This window comes from Cocleimonas flava, assembly GCF_004339015.1.
Lineage (GTDB): Bacteria > Pseudomonadota > Gammaproteobacteria > Thiotrichales > Thiotrichaceae > Cocleimonas > Cocleimonas flava.
In genome coordinates this window covers 136,161-149,190 of record NZ_SMFQ01000003.1, presented here as the reverse complement: position 1 = coordinate 149,190, position 13,030 = coordinate 136,161, and the positions used below count along the sequence as shown (strand labels likewise).

The following is a 13,030-nucleotide window of genomic DNA, read 5'->3' as shown; positions in this document are numbered from 1 at the left end:
CTTGATTCACAATACTTATTAGATACACCTTTGAAGTATCTATTTTTATTGATAAATTTACGGAAATTTCATGTTAAAAATAATTTTACCAATTCTGGTTCTTGCGGCAGCGTTTACCTACACTCAATATTTAAAAGAAACTGCCCCAGAAGCGAGAAAACGTCCCGTTGTCAGAAGCTTACCTGTTGTTGAAGTTCAAACGCTAAAAAATACTGAATACACTGTCAATATTGAAGCATCAGGCACTGTGACCGCAGGCACTCAAACGAATCTAGTCGCTGAGGCTGCTGGTCGAATTATTCGTATATCTGACAATTTCTTAGAAGGTAATTACTTTGACAAAAACCAGATTTTACTAGAAATCGATCAATCTAATTATAAGAATGCATTAGAAATTGCAAAAAGCGAAGTTGCTGCCAATGAGGCAAGCCTGAAACAATTAATCGCTGAAGAAAAAAGCAATAAAAGGTCTATTCAGCTCGCTCAACAGAATTTAGCTTTAGGTAAGAAAGAGTTCAATCGTGTAAATACCTTGTTGAGTAAGAAACTGATCTCTCGTTCATTAGTTGACGCGGAAGACCAGAAAATCAATCAGCTCGAACAATCATTGCAGAATCTCAATGGCTTACAAACAACCTATGAAAGTAAGATAAACGCCATTCAAGCGAATATTAATTCAAGGAAAGCTAACTTAAAACAAGTCGAATTGAATCTCTCTCGCACAAAACTTAAAGCGCCTTATAGCGGCAGAGTCTTATCGAAAAATGTCAACGTGGGACAGTATGTTTCCGTTGGCACTGTATTAGGCGAAATATACGCCACTGATTATGTCAATGTTGAGTTACCGTTATCATTAAACCAATATGAATTACTGGATATGCCTGAAGCATTCCGCAATCAACGTATTGATAAAAAGACCTTACCAAGCGTCACTTTCTCAAGTCCAGACAGCCTCAAAAATGATCAATGGAAAGGTTATGTAGATAGAACCAGTGCTGCTCTAGATGCAGAAAGTCGACAAATAAACGTCATTGCAAGGGTGGATAATCCTTATGAAGCGAAAGAAGGTGTTACTACTCCTATCCGTATTGGGCAGTATTTAAAAGCCACGATTAAAGGTAAAACATTTAAGAACGTCTTTATCCTCCCGTCAATTGCCGTTATTTATAATCGTGAAATTCGTATTTTAGAAGATGGGAAGCTCTCTATTATTCCCGTAAAAGTGCTATGGAACTCCAATACTGAGACAGTCGTTGAAGCAGACCCAACCTTTATCGGTAAACAGGTAATTACAACTAATTTACCGCAAGTTGTTGATGGTATGGAAGTGATTACCTTAGAAGCACAACAAGCATTAAATAAGGAAAAGGCCTCGAATAAGAAAAGAGGTAATAGAGAGGGAACGGGTAAGAAAGATGTTACTGGCCAAAGAGGTGCTACTGACCAAAAAAAAGGCACAGAAAAGAGAGAACGAGCAGAAAAAGTCGAAAGAACCAACAAAGTTAATGACGAATTAAAATCAAAAAAACAAACAAACAAAGGCGAAAACAGTTAAATGAATACCAATTCGTCAGACATTAATGACATAAATAACAACGCCTCAGAGCCCTTTGACAGCACCCAATCAAAAGGCATCATTGCGTGGTTTGTAAACAATCCGGTAGCAGCAAATATATTGATGATTACTATCATCGTTACTGGTCTTTATACAGGTGCAAAGTTAATCACTCTTGAATCGTTTCCTTCGTTTGAAACAGATGTGGTAAATATTTCAATTTCATATCCGGGGGCTACCCCTCAAGAAGTTGAAGAAGGGATTGCGATTCGTGTCGAAGATGCAATTGCAGACTTACCCGGTATAGATAAAATTTACAGCGATTCTTCCGAAGGTAGCGCATCAATCAGAGTTGAAATTCTCTCTAAATACGATGTAACTAAACTGCTTAACGAGATAAAGTCCAGAGTAGACAGTATCACCTCTTTTCCTGAGGATGCAGAGCAGCCCGTCATAGAACAACAGATACGAAGTCGGGCAGTAATTACAGTCGTCACTTATCAAGACAGTTTAGATGAAGTGGCCTTGCGTCGTAATACTGAAAAGATTCGCGATGAAATTCGCGGTTTACCCAATATAACGCAAATTTCCATGGGTGGTGTACGCCCCTGGGAAATCAGCATCAATGTACCTGAATCAACCTTAAGACAATATGATTTAACCTTGGGAGACATTTCTAACGTTATCAGCAATGCATCTCGAGACATACCTGGTGGAACGATTAAAGCCCAGTCTGGGGACATATTGGTTAGAACATTAGGACAAGCGTACAAAAAAGATGATTTTGCAAATATTAAAGTGATCAGCAAGAAAAATGGCACCAGTATACGTTTGGGGGACATTGCCGATATAAATGATGGTTTTAATGAAGACCCTTTATACAGCGAATTTGATGGCAAGAAAGCTGCTTTTATTAACATATCTCGCGTGGGAGACCAAAATGCCATCGAACTTGCGAATACTGTTAAAGATTATATCGAAGCTCGTAATAAAACATTACCACCTGGATTACATCTAACCTATTGGCAAGACAGCTCTAAAATAGTTAAAGCACGTCTAAACACACTGACGAATAGTTTGATTCAAGGAATAGGGCTTGTATTGCTGTTGCTTGCATTGTTTTTACGTCCCGATCTGGCTTTTTGGGTGAGCGTGGGTATTCCTATCAGCTTTCTTGGCGCTCTAGCCTTGATGCCACAATTAGGTATGACCATGAACATCATCAGCATGTTCGGTTTTATACTGGTATTGGGTATTGTGGTCGATGATGCCATTGTTACGGGTGAAAATATTTATTCTCACTTAGAGAAAACAGGTGACCCGAAACGAGCGGTCATAGAGGGAACACAAGAAATTGCAGTACCTGTTACTTTTGGTGTTTTAACGACAGTTGCTGCCTTTTTACCTTTGTTGATGATGGAAGGTAGACGTGGACCGATTTTTGCCCAGATTCCAATGGTAGTCATACCGGTATTGTTATTTTCATTGATCGAATCTAAATTCGTCTTACCTTCACATTTACGTCATATGAAATTACGTAAAAATAAAGACAATTTAAATATTTTCACTCGCATACAAAGATCGATTGCTCAAAGCCTTGTTTGGTTCGTTAAAAATATATATGCACCATTCTTAAACGCCTGTCTTAACGCACGCTATTTAACGCTTACAGTGTTTATCAGTATATTAATTATTACCATTACCATGGTCACAACGGGTCGTTACAAGTACACATTTTTCCCACGTATAGAAAGCGAAACTGTTTCTGCGACCATCGAGATGCCGGAGGGGACTTCGCTTGAGATAACGGAAAAGTACGTAAACAAAATGGTTTCAAGCGTAGAACTATTACAGAAGAAATACATCGAGCCTTATAGCGATGAAGGCTCTGAATCTTTGTCAGAACCTATGCCAAAATCATCATCAGATAAAACCCAAAACTTATCATCTATTAATGACTCTGGCGCAGATACAGCTAAACATGGCCAAAGCATCATTAAGCATATTTTAGTCACTGTTGGCAGTGCCGGTCGAAGACCTAGCGGTAGTAGTGGTGTTGCCAATATTGCCACAATCACTTTTGAAACTATCCCTCCTGAAGAGAGAAAACTCGATATAAGCACCATAGCATTAGTGCAAGAATGGCGAGACCTGATTGGTCCAATTCCCGGAGTAAAGGAACTGAGTTTCAGAGCAGAAATAGGAAGAGGTGGAGAACCCATCGATGTCCAACTGATTGGCACTGATTTCAATGAACTTAATGATGTTGCGCTTTTAGTGAAAGCTAAGTTGAGTGAATACGATGGTTTGTTTGATATTAAAAACAGTTACGAAGGTGGAAAAGCTGAAGTACAGCTTAGAATAAAACCATCTGCCGAGCAGTTAGGATTGAATCTAACAACGCTAGGGCAGCAAGTAAGAAATTCTATTTATGGTGCTGAGGCACAACGTATTCAGCGTAATCAATCAGAAATAAAAGTCATGGTTCGAGCACCAAAGGGAGAAAGGTTATCCCTATCCGGATTACAAAATCTGAAGATACGTACACCTACAGGTGCATCCGTTCCATTAAGTGAAGTTGCAGAAGTGAGTATTGGCAAAGGCTCGTCGACCATTTCTCGCGTTGATAGGCAGCGTATTATCAATGTTACGGCTGATCTGGACAAAGACAAGATCTCTGCGAATGCCGTAGTTGCTAATTTTAAAGAGTGGTTCCCGGATATTCTAGCTAATAATCCAGGAGTAAATTTCGATATGGAAGGGGAGCAAAGAGAGCAAAAAGAATCTAACTCGAGTCTAATGTTTGGATTTGCCGTAGCTTTAATCGCTATTTACATATTATTGGCAATTCCATTTGGCTCCTATTTTCAGCCAATCATGGTGATGAGCATCATACCTTTTAGTATTATCGGAGCTATCGGTGGTCACGCAATAATGGGAATGAGTTTGAGTGTAAGCAGTGTTATGGGTTTGTTAGCACTTGTAGGTGTGGTGGTGAATGATTCTTTAGTGTTGGTCGATTATACCAATAAGAAAATAAAGAGCGGTATTCCGGTTGCTGAAGCGATCAGAATTGCTGGTCAATCCAGGTTTAGACCTATTCTACTCACTTCATTGACAACTTTTGCAGGCTTAACACCTCTAATACTTGAGAAGAGTACTCAAGCACAGTTTTTGATACCAATGGCTGTATCTTTAGGGTTTGGGATACTGTTTGCGACCATGCTTACTTTAGTATTGATTCCTACCTTCTATTTAATCGTAGAAGATTTCAAATCAATACTAAAGCGGTTACATATTATTAGAACGTGAACCAACGCTGCATAGCGGAGTTAATAATATCTCCGTTAAATAACTGATATAGCAAAAAAGCTGTCATAGCGGTTAACGCAGCAATCAATAAATAAAACAGAATATTGGTTAATTTATTCGCTGGTTCTGGTACTTCACCGTACTGGTTTAAACCGTTAGTACCAGGAATAAGCGCAAATATTATATTGGAAAATGGCACTACTGCTAATATTGCCAACCAGCCTGATTTATTAAAGTCATGACAACGTTGAATGGTTAGTCTTACCAGGATGAACAGCATAGCTATTATGGCTACACCCAGAATAGCGTAGGATGCTAATGTCGCCGCACTCCCCATATAGGTTAAAACACCAGCGATACTCGCCAGACTCCAAAAAATTATAAAAGGAAGCAACACTGAATAAAGAAAGTAGCGTTTACTTCCTATTCTTCCATCAGTGGAAAATAAATCTACTTCGCTATATCGTTGCAAAGTATGATTTTCAAATTGCATATTCATAGTATTTGAATTCCTAGACATCATAATATCCTTATAATGATTATTATTAACAATACTTACATATAGTTTACGTTGCGATTATTCTGACAGATGCCGTTCAATAAATATCCCGAGACACCGATAAGTGGATAATCTGTGTCGCGCAACGGTCAAAAACCAATAAAAATAATGAGTTATCAGTCCAAGTATTATCCGATAAAGTGCTGATGCTATTTCATTCAGGCACAAAAAAGCCGCCAAACAATCACTGCTTGGCGGCTTATGCTTATACGTTAGATCAAAGCCTTACTTTCGCTATGATCAACTGTATTTAACTCAATTTAACTAATCACTTATTCAGCTTTAGCTGCTGGCGCTGCAGGTGCAGTAGTTGCAGCAGCAGGTGCTTTTTGCTGTGCCTGAGCATTCTGTTGAGCTTGCGCTTTTTGATGCGCTATAGACATTGCTTTCTGCTGGGCTGCAATTTGCTTGGCAAATGCTTCATATTGCTTACGTTGCGCTTCCATTTGAGCTTGCATTTGCTCATAACTTGGAGCGGCATAAGCAGGAGCCATCATGCGAGTTTGTGGCATCATACGTTGCTGAGGCATTTGCTGCATTTGAGGACGCATCATGCGCTGTTGCGGCATTTGCATCTGCGGAGCATAACCGTTGTATCCACCATAGTTGTTATTATTCCACGGCATGTTTGCGTTATTGTTCCATGGCATATTGCTATTATTGTTCCAAGGCATGTTAGAACCGTAGCCATTACCACTGTTTTGGCCTTGACCAGAACCATACATATTGCCAGCAGTGTTGCCAGCGCCGTCCATATTACCCGCTGTGTTACCTGCGCCTTGACCAGAACCTGTTAGGTTGCCAGCAGTATCCATATCAGTCTTGCCTTTACCTTTAAAGTTTATGCTGAAATCAACTTCGCCATCAGCGTCGCCTTTACCTGTTCCCCATCCTTGACCAGAACCATTTGCATTTCCAGTTGCATTACCTGCGCCTGAAGTATTTCCAGCGGCATTACCATAACCATTGCCCGAACCGTTTCCATTATTAAAACCATCCCACCAGTTAGCTGATGCTGTTCCTGATAGAGCGACCAATGCTGCAAAAGTAGCGATACGTAATTTCATTTTAAAACTCCTAGCGTGTATTATGAAAGTAATAAGGGATTAGTAGCAAAACCTAATTTATCAATATTCTAATATGCTAATATAGCTAAATCAACTATAACTTCTCGTTAAAAAGCAATCTATCCATTCAGAGATACACTCTCTATTTAATCAAGGATAGACGACATATTTGCCTATTTACCGGTCTTTCTTTTCCTAAACAATAACCAGAGTAATGCACATCTTCTAATAAATAATTAATAGAATTTAGATTAATTTTGTATACTGGTAAAAATCTATAAATCATAGAACTACACAGAAATACAAAGGGGAATACGATGGGTATCGCACCTGTAATGCTCGACTTAGATGGGCTGGAAATAACAAACGAAGAAAAAGAACTACTAAATCATCCTTTAGTCGGTGGAGTCATTTTTTTTAGTAGAAATTACGAATCGGTAGAACAATTGTCTCGATTGGTAGCCGATGTACGCCAGGCAACAAAAGGTAAATCGCTGCTTATCTGTGTGGATCATGAGGGTGGGCGTGTACAACGATTTAGAACAGAATTCACTACGTTACCAGCAATCGCAACATTAGCTGAATCAACAAACCCTGAAGAAAAGTCTTATTCACATGGCTGGTTAATGGCTGCAGAAGTCAGGGCAATGGACATAGACTTCAGTTTTGCACCTGTTCTTGATGTTAATTTTGGTGTGAGTGAAGTCATCGGTGATCGTTCTTTCAACCGTAACCCTAAAACAATCTCAACCTTGGCAACAAAGTACATTAAAGGCATGCGAGAAGCCGGAATGGCATCGACCGGCAAACACTTCCCGGGCCATGGCGCTGTCACAGAAGATTCTCACCATGAAATTCCCGTTGATACGCGTAGTAGAGAAGAAATCTGGCAGGAAGATATCATTCCGTTTGCAGACTTGATTAAACAGGGACTGGATGCCGTGATGCCAGCGCATGTCATTTATAAAGAAATAGATGATAAACCCGCCGGCTTTTCACCGTATTGGTTACAAACAGTACTGCGCGATGAATTAAATTTTGATGGCGTAATTTTTAGTGATGACCTAACCATGGAAGGCGCTTCTGTCATGGGTAACTACGCGCAACGCGCCGAAGCTGCCATTGACGCGGGTTGTGACATGGTGCTTGTTTGCAATAATCGTGCGGGCGCATTAGAAGTATTAAACAACGCAAAAATAAAACACAGTGAAGAGTCATCACAACGGTTGATGCGTATGCAGGGTGAACCATTTATGAATCGCTCCGCTTTATTAGATACTACTCGCTGGGCAGAGACCGTAGATGATATTACTGCACTTGTTTAACGCTATTTAGAGTTGTTCGATGAAACGTCTTCTCTAATTACCTCTAAAAAAGGCCTCAAAGTAGGGGGGTGGCTTATGTTAATTAACCCTTTACTTTGACGCCAATATAAAGTGATTGATAATAGACTGAAAACCTTCTCTGCATTGATTCATTACATTTGAGCCTTATATTACAACTATGTTTCGATTTACACTTTTCCCTCTACTCATCATCTTCGGCACATTGCTGTTTGGATTAGTGTCGTATTTCGTATATCGAAAAATCAAGAAAGTGCTAGTTTCAACCTACAAGAAAAGTGCAGAACTCGCCGCCGAAAAGCAACAGCAATGGAAAGATAAAGAAAATAAAAAACACTTACCTGAAATGCTGCAAAAAGGCTTCGACACTTACGCCGAAATTATACAAAGCACAGATAAATTACCCCAGGAATGGTCTTCTCAAATGCAGCCATTAACGTCTCAGGCAAAACAAATATTAGATGATTTAAGCTTCAAAGTTGCATCGATCAAAGACGATAAAAACACCAATCAGGTTAATGCTAAAAAAGATGACCTCATTAACAATATGCGGACTTTCTTCATCCACACGCTTGATGCTTTGCAACAATTCGTAGACAAAATTGCGCAAGATGCGGCACACATGACATCAGAACAACAAGCTAAAGCACGTGAGAACATTCAGATATTAGCGGCGGACTTACAGCACCATCAAACCATTCTTGAAAAAAAGCGTAAATTTGATTTTGATGTGCTGATGGATGTGATTAAAGCACGCTTAAAATCCTGAACGAATCCGGTATTGATAGTACAAGCCCATCGCCATCGTGCTGGTTAAAAATGCCGTAGCGCCACCGACAATGGCAAATCTCAAAAATACCTGAGCGCCATATAAACCATACATTACTTCGGTTTCGGGCATGTGTTTTAAACCAAAAAACACCCCCGCAAGTACACTAGAAATAGCCACAACTAAAAATGCAGTCATCTTTAATGATGACGAAGCTCGCCAACCACTATCTGCAGTATTGTGAGTAATCTTAGCCGTTTGGTTTTTATTTCTGTTTAACCATCTCATTCCCCAGAACACCAACAATGCCAAACCAAATAATGAACTAAAATGCTGTAATACACGATAAGGCATAATGTCATAACCATCGATTGCCGTTAACGGAACATCCATCCAGTGAATGAATTGTGGTAATCCGGTCTCATGCGTAAAAAAGTCCCAGATGATATGGGTTAATGCGCCAACCACTAATGACAACACCAATACGTGACTTGGAATGTCTGGTAACTTGCCCTGAAACAAATGACTGCCTAGGTGCTTTTGAATAAATTTTGGCAAAACCGACGTTATCACTGGCGCCATCAAAAAGTGATACAAAAAGTACACGGTTAAACCCATGGGAATACAAAATAAATACAAGCCAATCAGGGAATGACTATCCATACGTTGATGTACTAAAAATGGAGTTATATAAGCAATATCTGGCGTCATGCTTCCGATAATCAGAGGCGACATTGCGCCATACTTTCCCAAATACTTATATAAGGGGATAACAGCAACAGTATGTGAAACAGTAAATGGCATAAATAGGCTTTTTGTTATTGAGCTATTGTCAAAAATGCAATCTTCCCTCATAATGCGCCGCTCTGCAATAATCACCTGTTTAAACGGTTACATTGCAGAATTAGTTGTCTATCTGTGGAGACTCACATTGGTTCTCTCGCGACGATAAGCTGCGAACCCCGCCAGGCCCGGAAGGGAGCAACGGTAGTAGTGGATTCGGGTGCCGAGGTGTAGCTGGTGTGAGTCACCTCCAGCTAATCAAAACATCTTCCTGTTCTGTATACCCATTTAAAATCCCACCCAAATATCAGAAAAAAACGCCTCAAAGTAGGGGGGTGACATTTTTCATTTGAAATGCCTGATTTTACTATTGTTATTCGCCTGATTCATTTATGATTCTCTCATGAGTTATCAAGTATTAGCACGAAAATGGCGACCGCAAAATTTCACAGAAATGGTCGGTCAAGAGCACGTATTACGAGCCTTAATCAATGCTTTAGATAGCGACCGCCTGCATCATGCCTACCTGTTTACCGGAACCCGCGGAGTGGGTAAAACCACCATTGCACGAATACTTGCCAAATGCCTAAATTGTGAAACTGGTGTTACTTCCAAACCCTGTGGTAAATGTAATAGTTGTTTAGAAATTGCTGCAGGAAGCTTTCTTGATTTAATTGAAGTCGATGCGGCGTCTAGAACCAAGGTTGAAGATACTCGCGAATTACTCGAAAATGTCCAATATGCACCGACCAGAGCGCGCTTCAAAGTCTACCTCATCGATGAGGTGCACATGCTTACCGGGCATAGTTTCAATGCCTTATTGAAAACTCTGGAAGAACCACCACCACACGTTAAATTCCTGTTCGCAACAACTGATCCACAAAAGTTGCCTGCGACGGTGTTATCTAGATGTTTACAATTCAATCTAAAGCGTATGCCTTTAGAGAAAATCACCTCACATCTTTCGTACCTGTTAGAACAGGAAACAATCGCTTTTGAAGAACCTTCGCTTAAATTATTAGGCAAAGCCGCTGACGGCAGTATGCGTGATGCTTTGAGCTTACTTGATCAGGCTATTGCTTACTCTGGAGAGACAGTCACCGAAAAAGCGGTTAGCGACATGCTTGGGACGGTTTCTCATGAACCGTTAGTATCTATTTTAGAAACTGTAGCAACAGGTGATGGTGCTACGCTTCTAGGTCAAGTCGATGAATTGGCCTCAATCAACCCCGACTTCGATGCCAGTTGTGATGCACTGATTTCTGTATTACATCAAGTAGCCGTCCAACAGGTCGTTCCTGATGCCATTAATGACGAAGACAGTATTAAAAATCTCGCACAACAACTGAGCAAAGAAGATGTGCAGTTGTTTTATCAAATAGCTTTACAGGGAAGATCTGACTTATCGTTATCTCCTGACCCTAAAAGTGGTTTTGAAATGATACTGTTGCGAATGCTGTCGTTCAGACCATTAAGAGTCGGCATGCAGTTAGAGACATCAGAAACAGAAGCTGCTGGGTCTGCCACTGTTGCAGATTCTGACTCAAGCAAAAAAAAAACAGTCGCGAATGACGAATACGTAAGTAAGGGAAATGATGAAAAGGTTGTTACTCAACATTCCGCTTCGAATGAACAATTTGCTAGCACTGCCGAACCTCAAATAAAACCTTCAGCAGAACCAGAACCTCAATCTGTTACGAGTAACGATGTTAGTAGAGAACAATCACATTCAGCCCCTAGTGCTGCCCCTGAAATGCCTACACCACCCATGGATGAAGCCCCACCTTGGGATATAACACCAGACTACGATAACTTATCTGCTACACCTCCTAGTCAAAGTAAGCCTGAAGAAACTCCACACGTAACAGATACTCATAGCGAAAAACCATCAAGCACTGAAAAGAGTGCGTTTCTAGAAGCCGTTACCAATACATCCACTGCTTTAGAACCAGAAGCAGTAATAGCTGAACCTGAAAAAGATCAAAACATAGCTTCTGAAACTGAAACACAGGCAAAGCCTCTAGAGAAACCCGATCCAGAACAGATTAAAAACAGATTAAAACTTGCCTGGCACGAAGTTGTCCCCAATTTAGGCTTAAGTGGTAGAGCGGCAGAATTGATTAAACACTGCCTGTTAGCGCATCAGGAAGATGGTATTATTGGTCTTACACTGGATAAAGGCAGCGAAGGTTTATTAGCTGAAAGTATCGAATTAGAAATCAAGAATGCCTTATGCGATTATTATGGGGCAGACTACCGATTAGATCTAAAGGTACAAGAAACTGAAGCGGTTGATAATTCGGGTGCCATCAACAAGGATAATGAAACACCTGCACAAAGAGCACAACGCAAAGTAGAGGAAACGCAGCAGCAAGCTGAAGTAAATATACAATCAGACCCCTTTGTTATTGAGCTTCAAAACAGATTTAATGCACAAATAGTGCCCGGTTCAATAGAACCTAAATCACAGTAACACCATCTAAGTTACTGAATCATGAGCAACAACCATGATTTAAAACAGAATAGAATTTTTTAGTATTTAAAATATAGCAAAAAGAGGATACAACAATGTTTAAAGGCGGCGGACTTGGCGGAATGATGAAGCAAGCGCAAAAAATGCAGGAAGACATGCAAAAAGCGCAGGCAGAAATTGCCGCAATGGAAGTTACAGGTGAATCTGGCGGAGGTCTTGTTTCTGTGACTATCAATGGTGCTCACGAATGTAAACGTGTCAATATCGATAGCAGTCTAATAGCTGATGACGACAAGGAAATGATAGAAGATCTTGTTGCTGCAGCATTCAACGACGCTTCACATAAAATGGCTGAGACCAGTAAAAGCAAAATGTCTGGAATTACAGAAGGCATGAATTTACCTCCTGGAATGAAGCTACCGTTCTAAGATCTAAGCAAATAGCATTCTTAAAACGTATTTTTTCTCAACTAAACCACAGTAACCATTATGTCAGATACTGAGTCAGCATTGCTGAATGAGCTCGTTGTAGCGTTTAAATGTTTACCCAGTGTCGGTGCGCGTACTGCACAACGCATGGCTTTTCACTTACTCGAACATGATCGAGAAAATGGACTTAGGCTTGCAGCAGCCATGCAGAATGCCATTGAAAATATTGGCCATTGTTCATTATGTCGAACCTTGACTGAGCATTCGATTTGCAGAATTTGTTCGGATAAATCACGCGCTACCGAAACCCTGTGTGTGGTCGAAAATCCGTCTGACGTACTAGCAGTAGAACAAGCAACGGCATATCGCGGCTTTTATTTTGTATTGATGGGGAAACTTTCCCCATTAGATGGAATTGGCCCCGATGAGCTTGGTCTGGATTTATTAGAAAAAAGACTTGAAGATGAGCCAATCAAAGAACTGATTTTAGCGACCAATCCTACAGTAGAAGGCGAAGTAACTGCTCACTATATCAGTGAATTGGCGGCCAAATACAATGTGAACACAACCAGAATCGCGCACGGTGTTCCTGTGGGTGGTGAACTGGACTATGTGGACAGTAGCACGCTTTCACATGCTTTTGATGGGCGCCGAAACTACTGATTTTTTTACTGTATAAAAATAGTAGTGTCTTAACAGAAATCAAAAAAAACGCCTCAAAGTAGGGGGGTGGCAATTAAT

At 40.4% G+C, this 13,030-nt stretch carries 10 protein-coding genes and 1 other RNA gene; 8 read left to right on the top strand and 3 right to left on the bottom strand.

What is annotated here, in order from left to right; all coding sequences use genetic code 11:
- Positions 1-70 precede the first annotated feature (70 nt).
- Positions 71-1,555 (top strand): efflux RND transporter periplasmic adaptor subunit, encoded by a 1,485-nt coding sequence (locus tag EV695_RS06820; protein WP_131905208.1) that lies wholly within the window; start codon positions 71-73, stop codon positions 1,553-1,555.
- On the top strand, positions 1,556-4,867 hold the full coding sequence (locus EV695_RS06815; RefSeq protein ID WP_131905207.1) for an efflux RND transporter permease subunit: 3,312 nt from the start codon (positions 1,556-1,558) through the stop codon (positions 4,865-4,867).
- Here EV695_RS06815 and EV695_RS06810 read toward each other — a convergent pair.
- Both EV695_RS06810 and EV695_RS06805 read right to left on the bottom strand, forming a co-directional pair.
- Positions 4,857-5,366, bottom strand: coding sequence for a DUF805 domain-containing protein (locus EV695_RS06810; protein ID WP_165874644.1), 510 nt, complete (start codon positions 5,364-5,366; stop codon positions 4,857-4,859). The two genes, EV695_RS06815 and EV695_RS06810, sit on opposite strands and share 11 nt — an antisense overlap.
- Positions 5,367-5,698: 332 nt before the next feature.
- Positions 5,699-6,493, bottom strand: coding sequence for a hypothetical protein (locus tag EV695_RS06805; protein ID WP_131905205.1), 795 nt, complete (start codon positions 6,491-6,493; stop codon positions 5,699-5,701).
- Positions 6,494-6,810: 317 nt separating this feature from the next.
- On the opposite strand from EV695_RS06805, the gene nagZ reads away from it, so the two are divergent.
- Positions 6,811-7,818 (top strand): beta-N-acetylhexosaminidase, encoded by a 1,008-nt coding sequence (gene nagZ, locus EV695_RS06800; RefSeq protein ID WP_207906995.1) that lies wholly within the window; start codon positions 6,811-6,813, stop codon positions 7,816-7,818.
- A gap of 178 nt (positions 7,819-7,996) precedes the next feature.
- Positions 7,997-8,605 (top strand): hypothetical protein, encoded by a 609-nt coding sequence (locus EV695_RS06795; protein WP_131905204.1) that lies wholly within the window; start codon positions 7,997-7,999, stop codon positions 8,603-8,605.
- On the opposite strand, the gene EV695_RS06790 is transcribed toward EV695_RS06795, so the two are convergent.
- Complete coding sequence (locus EV695_RS06790; RefSeq protein ID WP_165874643.1) at positions 8,594-9,409, bottom strand: DUF4184 family protein; 816 nt, start codon at positions 9,407-9,409, stop codon at positions 8,594-8,596. The two genes, EV695_RS06795 and EV695_RS06790, sit on opposite strands and share 12 nt — an antisense overlap.
- Before the next feature lie 125 nt (positions 9,410-9,534).
- Between EV695_RS06790 and ffs the strand changes: the two genes are divergently transcribed.
- From ffs to recR, 4 genes are all read left to right on the top strand, one after another.
- An RNA gene (gene ffs, locus EV695_RS06785) (signal recognition particle sRNA small type) lies at positions 9,535-9,631 on the top strand.
- Positions 9,632-9,791: 160 nt separating this feature from the next.
- On the top strand, positions 9,792-11,861 hold the full coding sequence (gene dnaX / locus EV695_RS06780) for a DNA polymerase III subunit gamma/tau (RefSeq protein ID WP_131905202.1): 2,070 nt from the start codon (positions 9,792-9,794) through the stop codon (positions 11,859-11,861).
- A 95-nt stretch (positions 11,862-11,956) separates the two neighbouring features.
- The gene (locus EV695_RS06775) at positions 11,957-12,289 is read left to right on the top strand and encodes a YbaB/EbfC family nucleoid-associated protein (protein WP_131905201.1); all 333 of its coding nucleotides are present in this window, start codon (positions 11,957-11,959) and stop codon (positions 12,287-12,289) included.
- A 60-nt stretch (positions 12,290-12,349) separates the two neighbouring features.
- On the top strand, positions 12,350-12,952 hold the full coding sequence (gene recR / locus EV695_RS06770; RefSeq protein WP_131905200.1) for a recombination mediator RecR: 603 nt from the start codon (positions 12,350-12,352) through the stop codon (positions 12,950-12,952).
- Positions 12,953-13,030 lie beyond the last annotated feature (78 nt).